This window comes from Pelomonas cellulosilytica, from assembly GCF_021353265.1.
Classification (GTDB): domain Bacteria; phylum Pseudomonadota; class Gammaproteobacteria; order Burkholderiales; family Burkholderiaceae_C; genus Pelomonas; species Pelomonas cellulosilytica.
Genome location: NZ_JAJTWU010000001.1, coordinates 445,508 through 460,959 on the forward strand (window position 1 = coordinate 445,508; position 15,452 = coordinate 460,959).

The 15,452-nt window shown below is 70.1% G+C and carries 16 protein-coding genes; 6 read left to right on the plus strand and 10 right to left on the minus strand.

The genetic code is table 11. The features are described from left to right. Window positions 1–74 precede the first annotated feature (74 nt). Both ppk1 and LXT13_RS01790 read left to right on the plus strand, forming a co-directional pair. Window positions 75–2,138 (plus strand): polyphosphate kinase 1, encoded by a 2,064-nt coding sequence (ppk1, locus tag LXT13_RS01785; protein ID WP_233369888.1) that lies wholly within the window; start codon window positions 75–77, stop codon window positions 2,136–2,138. 9 nt (window positions 2,139–2,147) lie between these two features. Next, on the plus strand, window positions 2,148–2,609 hold the full coding sequence (locus LXT13_RS01790; RefSeq protein ID WP_233369889.1) for a SixA phosphatase family protein: 462 nt from the start codon (window positions 2,148–2,150) through the stop codon (window positions 2,607–2,609). 24 nt (window positions 2,610–2,633) lie between these two features. Here the strand turns inward: LXT13_RS01790 and LXT13_RS01795 are convergent, their stop codons facing one another. After that, window positions 2,634–4,127: a Ppx/GppA phosphatase family protein gene (locus LXT13_RS01795; protein WP_233369890.1), complete on the minus strand. Its 1,494-nt coding sequence runs from the start codon at window positions 4,125–4,127 to the stop codon at window positions 2,634–2,636. A 53-nt stretch (window positions 4,128–4,180) separates the two neighbouring features. Between LXT13_RS01795 and LXT13_RS01800 the strand changes: the two genes are divergently transcribed. The 4 genes from LXT13_RS01800 (at window position 4,181) to LXT13_RS01815 (ending at window position 8,077) form a co-directional block, all read left to right on the plus strand. Continuing rightward, on the plus strand, window positions 4,181–5,044 hold the full coding sequence (locus LXT13_RS01800) for a dienelactone hydrolase family protein (protein WP_233369891.1): 864 nt from the start codon (window positions 4,181–4,183) through the stop codon (window positions 5,042–5,044). 73 nt (window positions 5,045–5,117) lie between these two features. Continuing rightward, complete coding sequence (locus LXT13_RS01805; RefSeq protein WP_233369892.1) at window positions 5,118–5,900, plus strand: ZIP family metal transporter; 783 nt, start codon at window positions 5,118–5,120, stop codon at window positions 5,898–5,900. Further along, on the plus strand, window positions 5,887–6,936 hold the full coding sequence (locus LXT13_RS01810) for a helix-turn-helix domain-containing protein (RefSeq protein WP_233369893.1): 1,050 nt from the start codon (window positions 5,887–5,889) through the stop codon (window positions 6,934–6,936). The genes LXT13_RS01805 and LXT13_RS01810 overlap by 14 nt, the downstream gene beginning before the upstream one ends. A 118-nt stretch (window positions 6,937–7,054) precedes the next feature. Next, window positions 7,055–8,077 carry an alpha/beta hydrolase family protein gene (locus tag LXT13_RS01815; protein WP_233369894.1) on the plus strand — a complete coding sequence of 341 codons (1,023 nt, stop codon included), beginning with the start codon at window positions 7,055–7,057 and terminating at the stop codon, window positions 8,075–8,077. On the opposite strand, the gene LXT13_RS01820 is transcribed toward LXT13_RS01815, so the two are convergent. The 9 genes from LXT13_RS01820 to LXT13_RS01860 all read right to left on the minus strand — a co-directional run bounded on the left by LXT13_RS01820 (window position 8,078) and on the right by LXT13_RS01860 (window position 15,416). Continuing rightward, a complete protein-coding gene (locus LXT13_RS01820; protein WP_233369895.1) occupies window positions 8,078–8,446 on the minus strand; it encodes a hypothetical protein in 369 nt (122 codons plus the stop codon). It lies immediately after the preceding gene. Next, a complete protein-coding gene (locus LXT13_RS01825; protein WP_233369896.1) occupies window positions 8,443–9,246 on the minus strand; it encodes a hypothetical protein in 804 nt (267 codons plus the stop codon). The genes LXT13_RS01820 and LXT13_RS01825 overlap by 4 nt, the downstream gene beginning before the upstream one ends. 76 nt (window positions 9,247–9,322) lie before the next feature. Then, window positions 9,323–9,697, minus strand: a complete 375-nt coding sequence (locus tag LXT13_RS01830) for a PilZ domain-containing protein (RefSeq protein ID WP_233369897.1) — start codon at window positions 9,695–9,697, stop codon at window positions 9,323–9,325. Window positions 9,698–9,877: 180 nt separating this feature from the next. Next, entirely contained in the window at window positions 9,878–11,218 is a 1,341-nt protein-coding gene (locus LXT13_RS01835; protein ID WP_233369898.1) for a HAMP domain-containing sensor histidine kinase, read from the minus strand. Window positions 11,219–11,274: 56 nt separating this feature from the next. Beyond that, a complete protein-coding gene (locus LXT13_RS01840) occupies window positions 11,275–11,931 on the minus strand; it encodes a response regulator (protein WP_233369899.1) in 657 nt (218 codons plus the stop codon). 122 nt (window positions 11,932–12,053) lie between these two features. Then, a complete protein-coding gene (locus LXT13_RS01845) occupies window positions 12,054–12,488 on the minus strand; it encodes a universal stress protein (protein WP_233369900.1) in 435 nt (144 codons plus the stop codon). A 70-nt stretch (window positions 12,489–12,558) separates the two neighbouring features. Beyond that, window positions 12,559–13,380, minus strand: a complete 822-nt coding sequence (locus tag LXT13_RS01850) for a sulfurtransferase (protein ID WP_233369901.1) — start codon at window positions 13,378–13,380, stop codon at window positions 12,559–12,561. A 21-nt stretch (window positions 13,381–13,401) separates the two neighbouring features. After that, window positions 13,402–14,304, minus strand: coding sequence for a DMT family transporter (locus LXT13_RS01855; RefSeq protein WP_233369902.1), 903 nt, complete (start codon window positions 14,302–14,304; stop codon window positions 13,402–13,404). Beyond that, a complete protein-coding gene (locus LXT13_RS01860; RefSeq protein ID WP_233369903.1) occupies window positions 14,304–15,416 on the minus strand; it encodes an aromatic ring-hydroxylating oxygenase subunit alpha in 1,113 nt (370 codons plus the stop codon). Before LXT13_RS01860 ends, LXT13_RS01855 begins: the two co-directional genes overlap by 1 nt. Window positions 15,417–15,452: the final 36 nt, after the last annotated feature.

Below are 15,452 nucleotides of genomic sequence, written 5' to 3' on the forward strand. Positions count from 1 at the left end.
GGGATTATCCGAAGCCCGGGCGGTGGCTCGTCGTCTCAATACGGTTGTCATAAAGCGTTCATACACTTTTCATCATGACCGACCCGACTCCGCTGAAGCTCCTCAACCGCGAACAGGCCATCCTCGAATTCAACCGCCGCGTGCTGGCTCAGGCCCAGCGCGAGGACGTGCCGCTGCTGGAGCGGCTGCGCTACATCTGCATCGTGTCGAGCAACCTGGACGAGTTCTTCGAGGTGCGCTTCGCCGACATGCTGGATGCGGCTCGCGACCCGGTGAGCCCGGTCACCGGCCAGGACGTCGAACGCGTGGGTCGTGCCGCGCACACGCTGATCGACGAGCAGTACCACGTGTTCAACGAGCAGGTCATGCCGCTGCTGATGCAGCAGCGCATCGTCATCCTGAACCATGCCGACCGCGATGGACCGCAGCGGGCCTGGGTGTCGAAGTTCTTCGAGCGCGAGGTCAAGCCGCTGCTGGTACCCGTGGGCCTGGACCCGGCGCATCCCTTTCCGCAGGTGGCCAACAAGTCGCTGCACTTCATCGCGCGGTTGTCGGGCAAGGACGCCTTCGGCCGCGACACGCGCATCGCCATCGTCAAGGTGCCGCGGGTGCTGCCGCGCGTCATCAAGATGCCGGGCAACCTCAGCGACGGGCGCCAGGCCTTCGTGCTGCTGACCAGCGTCATCCGCGCCCACCTGGAGGAGCTGTTCCCGGGCCGCAAGGTGGAGGCGTTCTCGCAGTTCCGCGTGACGCGCGACTCGGACCTGGAGGTGGACGAGGAGGAGATCGCGAACCTGCGCCATGCGCTGCGTTCGGGGCTGACGACGCGTCATTTCGGTCGCGCGGTGCGGCTGGAGGTCGTCAACACCTGCCCGACCGAGCTTTCGGAATTCCTGCTGGAGCAGTTCGGCCTGCCGATGGCGGCGCTGTACCGGGTCAACGGGCCGGTGAACTTGGTGCGGCTCAACGAGCTGATCGACCTGACCGATGCGCCAGCGCTGCGCTTCAAGCCCTATGAGCCGGCCTGGCCCGCGCGCCGGCTGCCGCGGCACAAGTCCATCTTCGAACAGTTGCGCAAGGGCGACGTGCTGCTGCACCACCCGTTCGAAAGTTTCGAGCCGGTCGTGCAACTGCTGCGTGAGGCCGTCAACGACCCCGACGTGCTGGCCATCAAGCAGACCATCTACCGCACCGGTGCCAAGTCGGAGTTGATGGACCTGCTGATCGAGGCGGCGCGGCGCGGCAAGGAGGTCATGGCCGTCGTCGAGCTGAAGGCTCGCTTCGACGAGGAGGCCAACATCAACTGGGCGGAGCGGCTGGAGGCCGTCGGCGCCCAGGTGGTGTACGGCATCGTGGGCTACAAGACGCATGCCAAGTTGCTGTTGGTCATGCGCCGCGAAGGCAGCAAGTTGCGCCGTTACGCCCACCTCTCCACGGGCAACTACAACCCCAAGACCGCGCGGCTCTACACCGACCTTGGCCTGCTGACGGCGGACGCCGACCTGACGGCCGACGCCGACGCCGTATTCCGCCAGCTCGCGTCGCTCGGCAAGTTCAAGGCGCCGCGCCGCATGCTGCTGGCGCCCTTCAACATGCACAGCCGCATGGTGGAGCAGCTGGGCCTTGTGGAGGCGTCCGCGCTGGCCGGCTACAAGGCGGCGCGTGTCGTCGTCAAGATCAACGCGCTGACTGACGCCGAGCTGATCCACGCGCTGCTGCGTGCGGCCCAGGCCGGTGCCAAGGTGGATCTCATCGTGCGCGGCGCCTGCATGCTGCCGCCCGGGCTGCCGGGCGTCAGCGACAACATCGTCGTGCGCTCGGTGGTGGGCCGCTTCCTGGAGCATTCGCGCGTCTGCTACTTCCGCTGGGCCGACCATCCGACGGGTAGCGACGACGGCGAGGCGCTTTACCTGTCCAGCGCCGACTGGATGAGCCGCAACATGTTCCGCCGCATCGAGGTGGCCTGGCCGGTGCTCGACCCGAAGCTGCGCCAGCGCGTCATCGACGAGGCCTTGGTGCCCTACCTGCACGACACCAAGGACGCCTGGCAGCTGGGCCCTGACGGCCGCTCCCTCCGCATCGGCGGAGAGTCGGGCGTCGGTGCTCAACAGGCGCTGATGCGCCGCTTCTTGGAGTAGGGTGCGGCCATGGACCTGATCCTGTGGCGCCATGCTGAAGCCGAAGTCGCCGTGCCGGGGCAGGACGATCTGCTGCGCGCGTTGACGCCCAAAGGCGAGCGGCAGGCGCGGCGCATGGCCGCGTGGCTGAACCAGCGCCTGCCGGCCACGACACGCGTGCTCGTCAGCCCCGCATTGCGCTGCCGGCAGACGGCCGAGGCGCTGGGCCGGGAATCACGCATCGTGCCTACGCTTGCGCCGGATGCGCCCGTCGCCGACCTCATCGAGGCCGCGCGCTGGCCGCGTTCCAGCGAGCCGGTGCTGATCTGCGGCCACCAGCCCACGTTGGGCCAGCTGGCCGCGCATCTGCTGGCCGGCGTGGCCCAGGACTGGGCGGTGAAAAAGGGCGCGGTCTGGTGGCTGCGCTGGCGCCAGCGCGACGGCGAGCCCGAGGTCACGCTGCACGCGGTGCAGGGGCCGGACGCGCTGTGAAGCGCGTTGGAGGCTGAGCGTCGTTCAGGCGACGACCAGCTCCAGCAGCCCGTTGCGCTGCCAGGCTTCCGCCTCTTCTTTCAGCAGGAAGCGCGTGCGCGCCTGGCTGGTGGACCAGGCTTTGGGGCAGTTCAGCGTCAGCCGGCGGCCCTGGCGGGTCAGCTTGGGGACGCCGGCCATCAGCGGCGCGCGCGCGTGGCACAGGATGACGGCCAGCCGCAGTGCGACGAGCTGATCCAGCAGGCTGGCGTCGGCCAGCTGCGCATCCATCTTGCGCAGCCCGCCGCGCTGGCCCAGTGCCAGCGACGCCAGGCGCTGCAGCTGGTTCGTCGAGAACCCCGGCGCGTCCACGTGACCGATCAGGTAGGCGCTGTGGCGGTGGTGATCGTGGTGAGACACCAGCATGCCGATCTCGTGCAGAGCCGCGGCCCAGCGCAGCTCGCGCAGCAGCTCGGGTGCCGGCTTGCCGACGAGCTGGCGGTAGAGCTTCTCGGCGTGCGTTGCGACGCGTCCGGCCTGGGCGGTGTCGACGCCGAAGCGCTGCTGCAACCCGGTGACCGAGGTGGCGCGCGGGTCGCGGCTGCCGCTGGGCTGCAGCCGCTCGGCCAGGTCGAAGATGACGCCCTGGCGCAGCGCGCCCTTGGTGGGCAGCAGCTCGTCGATGCCGAACTGCGTCAGCAACGTGTAGAGGATGCACAGCCCGCCGGCGACGACGGGGCGGCGGTCGTCCTTCAGGCCGGGCATCTGCAGCTTGTCCTGCGAGCCGGCAGCCAGGCACTGCTCGATGCACCAGCGCAGCGCCGCGGGCGTCACGCGGCCGTCCGTCTGCCCGGTGGCCGCGAGGATCTGCGACACGGCGCCCACGGTGCCCGACGAGCCCAGCGCCTCCTGCCACAGCTCGGGGCGGAACTGCGTCAGCGCCTCTTCCAGCTCGGCACCGGCAGCCACCTGCGCGGCGCGGAAGGCCTCGGCCGTGTAGACGCCGTCGCCGAAGAAGCGCATCGACAGCCCCACGCTGCCGACGCCGAAGGATTCGGCCAGCACCGGCTTGCGGCCGCGGCCCAGGATCATTTCGGTGGAGCGGCCGCCGATGTCGATGACCAGACGCGGCTTGTCCGACGGCTGCAGCCGCGCGACGCCGGCGAAGATCAGCCGGGCCTCCTCGCGGCCTGAGATGACCTCGACCGGATGGCCCAGCACCGCCTGCGCGCGGGCTAGGAAGGCGTTGCGGTTGCGGGCCTCGCGCAGCGTTTGCGTGGCCACTGCGCGGATGCGCTCCGGCGGAATGCCCACGAGCTGCTCGCCGAACCCCTTCAGGCAGTCCAGGCCGCGCTGCATGGCCGCTTCAGTCAGCATGCCGTGGGCGTCGAGCCCGCCGCCCAGGCGCACGCTCTCCTTGATGTAGGTGATGCGCTGGTAGCGGTCGCCGGACAGGCGGGCGATTTCCAGCCGGAAGCTGTTGGAGCCAATGTCAATGGAGGCCCAGGGATGGTGGCTGGCGTTGTGGCGCGTCGTCATGGCGCGTGATTGTCCGGGCAAAATTTGTGGCATTGCCGTCAACCCGAGCCCCCATGCTGAAAGAAGAGATCGACAGCCTCGCCGCCGGGCGTGAATTCAGCCGCCGCGACTTCGTGCAGACGACCGTGGGCAGCGGCTTCGCGGCCGCCCTTCTGCCGGTGGCGGCGCAGACGGTCACGACCGACGGCGCCGGCCTGGAGGCAGGCAGCGTCAGCATCGCGGTGGGCGATTTGCAGATGCCCGCCTACTGTGCCCAGCCGGCGGGTAAGACGAAGCTGCCGGTCGTCGTCGTGGCCAGCGAGATCTTCGGCGTGCACGAGCACATCGCCGACGTCTGCCGCCGCCTCGCCAGGCAGGGCTATCTCGCCATCGCGCCCGAGCTGTTCGTGCGCCAGGGCAACGCGGGCGCCTACACGGACATCCCCAGGCTCATTGCCGAGGTGGTCGGCAAGGCGTCGGACACGCAGGTCAACGGCGACCTCGACGCCACCGTCGCCTGGGCCGCGGCCCATGGCGGCGATGTGACGAAGCTGGGCATCACCGGCTTCTGCTGGGGCGGGCGCACGACCTGGTCCTACGTGGCCCACAACCCGGCCGTCAAGGCCGGCGTGGCCTGGTACGGGCCGGTCGCGCGCCCCTACTTCGCCGGCGACAAGACCGTCATCGACCTGGCCGCCAGCATCCAGGCGCCGGTGCTGGGGCTGTATGGCGCGGCCGACACGGGCATCCCGGTGGAGACATTGACGCAATTGGAGGCCGCGCTGAAGGCCGCCGGCAACACCCGGTGCGAGATCGTCGTCTATCCCGACACGCCGCACGCCTTCCATGCGGACTACCGGCCCAGCTACCGCAAGGAGGCCGCCGAGGACGGCTGGGCCCGATGCCTGGCCTGGTTCCGGAAGAACGGGGTAGCTTGACAGCTCTGCTACGCTGATTGCGTCGGGCCGCCGTACCTCGTCGTACAGGCGGCCCATTGCTTTGGCTGATCCCATGACCCTTCTCTACATCGTGCTCGCCACCTTCGCGGGCGGGCTGCTGTCGGTGCTCGTCGCCGCGAGCCTGACCGTCGGCGTGCTGACGCGGCTCGTGAAGAGCCTCGTCAGCCTGTCGGCCGGCATCCTGCTGGGTACCTCGCTGCTGAACGTGCTGCCCGAGGCCTTCGAAAGCCACACGGCGCAGCCGCAGGCGCTGTTCGCCGTGCTGCTAGGGGGGCTGCTGTTCTTCTGGCTGCTGGAGAAGGTGGAGCTGTACCGCCACACTCACCATCACGAGGACGACGGCCACCACCATCACCACCACTTCGACGCCGAGCAGGCCGGCCGCGGCGGGCTCACGGTGCTGGTGGGCGACAGCATCCACAACTTCTGCGACGGCGCGATCATCGCGGCGGCCTTCCTTGCCGACGCCCGGCTCGGCTTCGCGACGGCGCTGGCCATCGTCATGCACGAGATCCCGCAGGAGGTGGGCGACTACATCGTGCTGCTCAACGCCGGGCTGAGCCGCAGCAAGGCGTTGCTGTTCAACGCGATCTCCGGCATGTCGTCGGTGGTGGGCGGTGTGCTGGGCTACTTCCTGATCGGCAGCTTCGACGGCGCGCTGCCCTACCTGCTGGTGGCGGCGGCGAGCAGCTTTATCTACATCTCCGTGGCCGATCTGCTGCCGCAGCTGCAGCAGCGCCTGGCCTGGCGCGACACCCTGGCGCAGGTGGCCTGGCTGGGCGTGGGCCTCGGCGTGGCATTCGCGGTGTCGCAGCTGCTGCATGGCACTCATTGACGCGGGGCTGCGCGGCGCGCTGATCGCGCTGCTGGCCCTGGTCATCGCTGCGCTGGTGCCGCACTGGCGTCACGCCCGGCACGCTCACCTCGTGCGCATCAGCATCTCGCTGGCGGCGTCGCTGATCGTGCAGACGCTGTCGGCCTCGCCGTGGGCAGAGCACCAGCTCAGCTGCCCGGTGCAGGCGCCGGGCATCGGCCTGTCGCTGGGGTCGGCCGTGCTGTTCTGGCTGTTCGCGAGAGCGGTGTTCGAGGACGGCTTCCGGCTGCGCGCCTGGCATGTCGGGCTGTGGGCGGCCGTCGCAGCCTACGGTGGCACGCTGTGCCTGTGGGGCGGGTGGTGGCCGGGCTGGGTGCTGATGCGTGCCGTTCCCATCGTCTTCGCACTGCTGGGGCTGGCCTGCGTCGTGGGGCCGTGGCGGGTGGACCTCGTTGAGCCGCGGCGCCGGCTGCGGGGCCTGGTCGTGGGTGGCGGTGCGGCCTACGCGCTCGTGTTGGTGGTGATGCGCGTGCGCTCCGCCGACGGCAGCCTCAGCAGCGACGCTGCGCTCGGCGACGTGGCCATGCTGCTGGTGCTGACGGCCCTCGTCGCCGGTCGGCTGTTGGCGCCGCGCGCCGACGGTCTGTGGGGCGAGGCGGAGGCGCTGCCGCCTGCGCCACCCGCGCCACCGGCCGCCGACGCGCAGGACCAGCTCGTCGCCACCGCGCTCGCGAGGCTGATGGGTGAGGGGCGCGGCTACGCACAGGAGGGCCTGAGCCTGGCCGGCCTGGCCGAGCAGCTGGGCACGGCTGAGTACCGGCTCCGCCGCGTGATCAACCAGCACTTGGGTCACCGCAACTTCACTGCCTACGTGAACGGACAGCGGCTGGCCGAGGCCAAGCGCCGGCTGGCGGACCCGGCCGAGCGCGGCCTGCCCGTGCTGAGCATCGCGCTGGACGTCGGCTTCGGCTCCATCGGGCCGTTCAACCGCGCCTTCAAGGCGGACACGGGGCTGACACCCACGGAGTTCCGCCAGAAATCGTTGGCCGATTCCTGAAAACGGCTTTGCCGTTCCACGAAAACCCGCGCCGAAACCTGCAAACGCGAGGTTTCGGCCAGACGCGGCCTGCCCGGCGCCCGACGCTGGCGGCTTCTCAACCCCGAGGAGCCTTCCGATGTTGTTCAGGACCCTGCTGGCCGCCCTGGCCTTGGCCGCCGCCGCCCACGCCGCCCCCGTCGGCACCCTGACGCTGCCGGCCGACGAAGACGGCGGCGCCGTCACACTGTTCTATCCCACCGCCGCCGCCGGCCAGCCCGAGACGCGTGGCGACCTGGCCTGGCAGATCGCGCCGGGCGCCGCACCGCTGCCGGGCAATGGCCGGCTCGTCGCCATCTCCCACGGCTCGGGCGGCGGGCCATGGGTGCACTCGACGCTGGCGCAGGCGCTTGTGGACGCCGGCTTCACGGTCGCCGTGCCGCTGCACCGGGGCGACAACTGGACTGATCCCGGCCGTCCTGGCCCCGAGAGCTGGAAGCAGCGCCCCGCCGAGATCAGCCATGCCATCGACCGCGTGGCGGCCGACCCGCGCTTTGCCGGGCTGAAGCTGGACCGTGTCGGCGGCTTCGGCATGTCCGCCGGCGGGCACACGATGCTGACGCTGGCGGGCGGGGCATGGTCTCCGGAGCGCTTCCGCCAGCATTGCGAACAGCACTTGGCCGATGACTTCAACGCCTGCGTCGGTCTGGCGACAGGGCTGACCGGCGGCGGGCTGGACGGAGTCAAGCTGTGGCTGGCGCGGCGTGTGCTGGGCTGGAAGTTCGGCGGTGACGCTGCGCCGCAGACGCACACCGACCCCCGCCTGGCCGCCATCGTCGCCGCCGTGCCGGCGGCGGCCGACTTCGACCTCGCGACGTTGGCCCACCCGCGTGTGCCGCTGGGCCTAATCACGGCCGATGGCGACCTGTGGCTGCATCCGCGCTTCCACAGCGCACCGCTGCTGGCCGTGTGCGCTTCCTGCGAGTCGCTGGCAGAGGTGCATGGCGGCCATGGCGCGCTGCTGGCGCCACCGCCGGCGGCGGACGCGCTCGGGCGCCTGGAGTGCTCGCTGCTGTGCGACCCGCCAGATTTCGACCGGCCGGCCGCGACAGCGCGCTGGGTCGCGGCGACGGTGGACTTCTTTCGCCGCCGACTGCTGTGATCAGCTGCTGCGCCGTAGCTTGAACTTGCGTAGCACGCCGTCGGCGTCGAACAGCAGCACCAGCTCCGTCTCGCTCGTCTCGATGGCGGACGCGACGAGGCCGATCACCGGAACGAAATCCAGCGCCCGTGGCAGACCCTGGCGATAGATGTAGTGCACGGTGCTCCACCCGCTGCTGAAGCACAGGGCCTCCCCCGCGCCGAGCAGCCGTTCGGCCTCCGCGCGGGTCGTGTGGCCCGGTTGCAGCAGCTCGTCGACGCCGGCGGCCTGCAGTCCTGCGACGTGGCTGCCGCCCGCGGTGGCACAGGCTGCCATGCTGCTGGCGACAGCGACTGCCAGCAGCAGCTGTATCAGAGGGCGTCGGCTCATTGGGTCATTCCTTCCAGTTCGACGACGGCGTCGTGTGGCCAGTCCTGCCACTTGTCGGCCGGCAGCACGACAAAACGGTCGCGCAGCGCGTACGGCCAATCCAGCAGCGGGAACATCCGGCTGGTCTGTCCCATCACGCTGCCGTGCATCCAGCGCTCCGGCAGCTCGGCGTGCCGTCCTGCGTGGCTCAAGCTGACCGCCCACACCGGGCGGTCGGTGAAGAAGCCCACCTGCACCTGGCGGCTGGTGCAGACATCGCTCACGACGCGCAGCGCGTAGAAGGTGGGGGGCTTGATGCCGCGCGCCAGCGCACCACCGTAGAGGTCGGCCCGGCATTCCAGCCGCAGGTCGCCGAGCCTCCGCGTGTCCGGCGCAAGGTCCGGGGTACGCACGTCCACCGCCCAGGCCAGCCGGCCGGCGGGCAGCGGGCTGCGCACGATGGCATCGGGCGGCAGTTGGCGCCAGGCCCGCGGGATGGCGAAGCGGCCCAGCGCATCCAGCACGACGGGCTCGCGCTGGTCGCCATGCCGCAATTCCAGCGCGGGCAGGTCCGCCGTGTCGTGCCGCGGCAGCACGCGAATGCGCAGCTCGGCTTGCGGCGCATAAGTGCTGCGCTCGCGTTCGAAGATGTTTTGCACGGCCAGCAGGTCGGCCACCGTTTTCTGCTCGCGGGGGGCACGGCTTTCGCCGCGAACTTCGACGGCCGGCAGTTCTGTCGGGGGCTCAGCGGCGGCCATGCTGGCGCAAAACGCCAGGCTGGCGAGCGCAGCGGCACCGAAGGCGGGGACGCGGGAGGCCATGGGCGGCGTCGGAGTGGACATGCCCCGCATTCTTCGCAGCGCACCCCAAGACCGGCCAAAGCCGGCGGCCTGACCGCTACTTGCCCAGGAAGTTGTTGACGGCGCCGAGAAGCTGCGAGCCCGGATTGACAAAACGCAGGCCGATTCGGAAGCCGCTTTCCTGCGAGGCCAGCACGCTGTGCACGACCTGCACGTCCGCCTCCACGGTGACCGGGCCCTGCGGCTGGCGGTCCAGCCGCATGCGCAGCTTGAAGCGCAGGTTGGGCTGCGGGTTGATCGCCGCCACGATGCACATGCCGCTGCGGCTGATGTCCAGCGTGCGCACCTGGAACTGGTGGGTGCCGGCAATGACCGTGGCCGTGCTGCGGTAGGCACGGCGCTCTTCCACGCGCCGTTCGGCGGCGGTCGCGGTCGGGCTACTCGGTGCAGTCTCTCCGTTGGCTGTCGTCATGGCAGCTGCTGTTGCGGTGGAGGGCAGCCGAAGCGGTTCCGGCCAGGGTCTGGCGCCGTTGTCGACGCCGGCCATATTGTTGTGGACGCGATGTGGTCTGGCCGCTGGCGACGCTCGGTCGGTGTGTGACGTGGATCACTGGAACCGCGTGGCGTTGTAACCAGCCAGCGCCATTCCGCCTCAGATGCCCGTCGGAAGCACCACGATGAAGCAGCAGCCGCGCCCATGGGCGCCGCCTTCGAGGCGTACAGAGCCCCCCAGCCGGTTGGCTGCGCGGCGCACGATTGCCAGGCCCAGTCCGGTGCCGGGCACGTCGCCGCTCGCGGTGCCGCGCCAGAAGCGCTCGAATGCGGCCTCACGCTCGGCTGGTGGGATCCCCGGGCCGTCGTCGGCCACGCGCAGCCAGACGGTCGGCCCCGCGGTTTCCAGCGTCACCGCGACATGGCCGCCCGGTGGCACGTAGCGCAGCGCGTTGTCGACGAGGTTGACGAGCACCGACTCGAAGGCCGTGCGGTCCATGCGCACGCGCAGGCTGGCGGGTGCGTCCAGTGACAGATCCAGCTGCCGTTCCAGCGCGTGCGAGGCCAGAGGCGCGAGCGCCTGCTCGACGACGGCAGCGAGGTCCAGCGGCTCCGCTGTCGGGACGCGACCCTCGTCGAGCGTGGCGAGCAGCAGCAACTGGCGGCTCAGGTGGGCGCTGCGCTGCAGGGCCGCATCGAGTGCGGTGGCGGCCTCGCGACGCTCGGCGTCGCTGCGCGCATGCGAGAGCAGATGTGCCTGCGTGGCGACGACGGCCATCGGCGTGCGCAGTTCATGAGCGGCATCCTGTACGAAGGCGCGCTCGCGCTGCAGCTGGCCGCGCAACCGTTCCAGCAGTCCGTCGAAGGCCGCCACCAGCGGCTTGAGTTCGTCATGGCGAGGCTTGATGCCGAGCGGTGACAGGTCCTGGGCATCGCGCTGTGCGACGCGGTCGGCCAGGTCGCGCAGAGGCTTCATGCCGCTGCGAACGGCCAGCCATAGCGGCAGCAGCACGAGTGGGAAGGCCAGCAGCAGCGACGCCAGCAGGTCGCCACCTAGCCATCCCAGCACGGTGGCGTCGCCCAGGCGGGGTTCGGCGAGCGTCAACCGCCAGGGGCCGCCGCGGGCTTCGGCCAGCCAGTGCGAAGTGGTCGTGGCATCGCCTGCGCCGTGCGTGGCGAAGACGGTCTGCCCCCGGGCGTTCGTCAGGCTGAACTCCACGTCCCCGGGCAGCTGGCCGCTGCTGCGGCGCATGCGGTTGGTCTCCCGGGCGCGGGTCTGCACGATGAGGGCGGCATCGCGGGCTTCGGCCATGTCGGCCAGTGACGCCGCCATCGCGTCGGCCAGCTTCTGGACGCCGGGGCGCTCGGCCATCTCGCGCTTGAACTGTACGAAGTCCAGCACCAGCAGTGCCGTGCCCGCCAAGGCGAACGCCAGCAGCAGCGCGCCCAGCACGCGACGCAGCAGCGTGGGCCGCCACAAGGGTCGCAGCAGCGACTTCATGGCGTCCCCTTTGCGCCTGGAGGCAGCAGAGCCCCTGGGCGGTGGCCGTGCCGGGTTCACGCGACGAGCTGGTAGCCGATGCCGCGCACGGTGCGGATGCGCTCGGCACCGATCTTCTTGCGCAGATTGCTGACGTGCATTTCCAGTGTGGCCGCATCGACGGGCTCGTGCAGCGGGGCCAGGCGTTGCGCGATGCGGCTCTTGGCGACGACGGCGCCGGGCTCGCGCGCCAGTTCGACGAGGAGGTGGAACTCGCGCGGTGTCAGCTGCAGCGGGCTGCCCGCCAGTTGGACCGTGTGGGCGCGGGGCTCGATGACCAGTTCGCCCAGCTGCCAGGCCTCGTGCGCCTGGCGCGCGCTGCGCCGCACGACGGCGTGGATGCGCGAGACCAGCTCAGGGACGGCGAAGGGCTTGAGCACGACATCGTCGGCGCCGCCGTCAAGCCCGGCGAGGCGGTCCTCCAGCGCGGTGCGTGCGGTGATGACAATGACGGGCGTGGCTGCGTCGGCCCGGCGCCAGCGGGCGAGCAACTCGAAGCCTGAGCCGTCGGGCAGGCCGAGGTCCAGCAGCACGCAGTCGGCCGCCACGTCGGTCAGCTGCAGCGGCGCATCCTGGACGCGGCGCAGCCACTCGCAACTGAAGCCCTGCTGGCGGAAGGCCGCCTGCAGGCTGCGACCAAGGTCCAGGTCGTCTTCGACGAGCAGCAGGTGCATGTCAGCACCCGCTCGGCCGCCTGGAGGGCGATGAATCGCCCCGGCGGGGCCGTGAACGATGTGGGCGTTGCGGGTTCATCTGGCGATTGTCGCCAGCCACCCTCAAGCCCGGCTCAAGACAATCACTTGACGATCAGCACCGGCAGCTCGACGTGCGTGAGCACTTTCTGCGCCTCGCTGCCCAGCAGCAGGGCGGCAAAGCCCTTGCGGCCGTGCGAGGCCATGACGATGAGGTCGACGCCCTCGGCCTTGGCGTGGTCGATGATGGCCTCCCAGGCGTGCAGCGCCTCGACGGTGTGCGCCCTGCACGACAGGCCCTGGGCCGCCGCGGTGGCGCAGACGGCTTCCACGCGCTGGGTCGCGACGCGCAGCTGCGCGTCGATGAACTCCTGCGGCGGCACCGGCTGGATCTCGGAGACGGCGCTATAGGGGAAGGGCTCCATGACGCTGAGCGTCAGCAGCTGGGCGCCGTGGATCTTTGCCAGCGAGATGGCGGTGTCGACCGCGTGGCTGGTGATGTCGGAGCCGTCCGTGGGAACGAGGATGCGCTTGAACATTCGGTCCTCCAGTCAGTCGTTGCGTAAGACTGCAGTGTGGCCGAACGGCGGGCCGCGTGGTTGTCGGAGGTCAACCCTTCGCGATCGGGCGCGCCGGGTCGGCGGACCATTCACTCCACGAGCCGGGGTAGAGCACGCCGCCATCCGGGCCGCCGAGGCCGGCGTGCGCCATGGCCAGCAGGTTGTGGCAGGCCGTGACGCCCGAGCCGCATTGGTGCACGACGGTCCCGCCGGACAGTGGCAGCAGTTCAGCGTGCAACTGGGCCGCCGATTTGAAGCGGCCGTCGGCGCCGAGGTTGTCCTTGAAGAAGCGGTTGCCCGCGCCCGGGATATGGCCGGCCTGGCGGTCGAGCGGCTCCACGTCGCCGCGGAATCGCTCGGGGGCGCGGGCGTCGATGACGCGCACGCCGCCCAGTTGTCGGCGCAGCGTGGCGGCGTCGATCTGCCTGACGAGCGGCTCGCCGGGCTGCCAGTCGCTCGGCCGCGGCGTGGGCAGGTCGGTGGTCCATGCGCCGTCCCAGGCGCCGTCCAGCACGGCGACTTCGGCGTGGCCCAGCCAGCGCAGCATCCACCAGGCGCGTGCGGCGTACATGCCGCCCTGGCGGTCGCAGGTGACGACCTGGCGGCGGGCGGTGAGGCCCAGACGCCGCATCAGCGCGGCGAAATCCGCCCGCTCCGGCAGCGGGTGGCGGCCACGGAAACTGCCGTCCGGCCCGGTCTTGGGGCCGGCGAGATCGCGGTCCAGGTGCAGGTAGAAGGCGCCGGGGATGTGGCCGGCGGCGTAGCTGCGCTCGCCGGCGGCGGTGTCGGCGAGGTCGAAGCTGCAGTCGAGGATCAGCGGGTCCTGGACCGCGCGGAGCTCGTTGGCGGAGATCAAGGTGCTGAAGACCATGCGAATCTTCCCGTGGGTGGGCTATCCCTCGTTGGGGTTGAACTGGCTGTCCTTGGGCGGCGGGGCGACTTTCGCACGCAGCAGTGTGGCGATAACGCCCGCGCCGATGATGAGGAGCATGCCGATGGTGGCCTGCCAGGTCAGCGGGTCCTTGAACAGCAGCATGCCGTAGCCGAAGGAGAACACGATGCCGAGGTATTGCAAGCAGGCATTCACCAGCGGCCGGCCAATGGCATAGGCGCGCGTGAGGCAGACCTGCGCTGCGGTCGCGAACACACCGACCGCCAGCAGCAGCGCGGCGCCGTAGACGGAATGGGCGTGCAGGCCGCCCTCGGTGACGGCGGTGATCAGCGCCCCGGCGATGGCGCCGCCGGCCGAGAAGTAGAAGACGACGCGCAGCTCGGGTTCACCGGCGCGGCCCAGCGCCGTCACCTGCAGGTAGGCCATCGCGGAGAGCATGCCCGATACCAGGCCGGCCAGGCCGTGCCAGAGCTGCTGCTGGTCCAGCGTCGGCCGCAGGATGAGAGCCACGCCGGCAAAGCCCAGCAGCACCGAGGCCATCAGCCGCCAGTCCAGCTTGCTGGCACCCATCAGCACGGCGCCGCCGAGCAGGAACAGAGCCATCCAGACCGACGACATGTAATTCAGCGTCATGGCCGTGGCCAGCGGCAGCTTGCCGATCGCGTAGAACCACAGGCACAGCGACGTGACGCCCGAGATGCTGCGCCAGACGTGCATGCCCGGCACCTTCGTGCCGAGTGACATGCCCTGGCGTCGCGTCAGCAGCGCCATCGTCGCCATGCCGACGAGGCCGCGGTACATGACGATCTCGCTGGCGGCGTAGACGTCGCTCGCCAGCTTCACGCAGACGCCCATCGTGGCGAACAGCAGCGTCGCCAACACCATGAGCGCGGGGGCTGGCATCAGCCGGCGAGATCCATCTGCTGGCGGAACCATTCATGGAAGTGCTGCATGCCGTCTTCCATGGGGCTCTGGTAGGGGCCGGCCTCGTCGTCGCCGCGCATCATCAGCGCCTTGCGGCCGGCGTCCATGCGCTCGGCGATCTCGTCGTCCTCGATGCAGGTTTCCATGTAAGCAGCCTGCTGGGCCTCGACGAACTCGCGCTCGAAGGCGGCGATCTCCTCGGGGTAGTAGAACTCGACGAGGTTGACCGTCTTCTCCGGCGAGACCGGATGCAGCGTGGAGATCACCAGCACATGCGGATACCACTCCACCATGATGTGAGGGTAGTAGGTCAGCCAGATTGCGCCGGCCTCGGGCGGGCGGCCTTCGCGGTACTTCAGCAGCTGGTCGTGCCAGCGCTGGTAGACCGGCGAGCCGGGGCGCTCCAAGCCCTTGTGCACGCCGACCGTCTGTACCGAATGGTGCCTGCCGAACTGCCAGGCGAGGTCGTCACAAGTGACGAACGCGCCGAGCCCGGGGTGGAACGGGCCGACGTGGTAGTCCTCAAGGTAGACCTCGATGAAGGTTTTCCAGTTGTAGTTGCACTCGTGCACCTGGACCTTGTCGAGTACATAGCCGGAGAAGTCCAGCTGCGCGCGTGGGCCGAGCCGGGACAGCTCGGCGGCGACGTCATGCCCGTTGTCCTCGAACAGCAGGCCATTCCACTCACGCAGCGGGTATCGCTTGAGGTTCAGGCACGGGTCTTCGGCAAAGTGCGGCGCGCCGATCAGCTCGCCCTGGTGCGAATACGTCCAGCGGTGTAGCGGGCAGACGATGTTGGACTTCGTGTTGCCGCGCCCACGCAGCATGACTGCCTGGCGGTGCCGGCAGACGTTGGAGATCAGCTCCACGCCCTGGGCCGAGCGGACGAGGGCGCGGCCTTCGCCTTCCTGCGGCAGCGCATAGAAGTCGCCCACCTCAGGCACGGCCAGTGCATGGCCGACATAGCGGGGCCCTCGCTGGAAGAGGCCTGCCAGCTCGCGCTGGAACAGATCGGGGTCGAAGTAGGCGCTCACCGGGAGCTGGGTCTGGCTGCGTTGGAGCGCCGAGACGGGGAGGCTCAGGTCGGACATGATCCAGGCGGGTCTTTCAGGCGGGTAGAGGTGCTG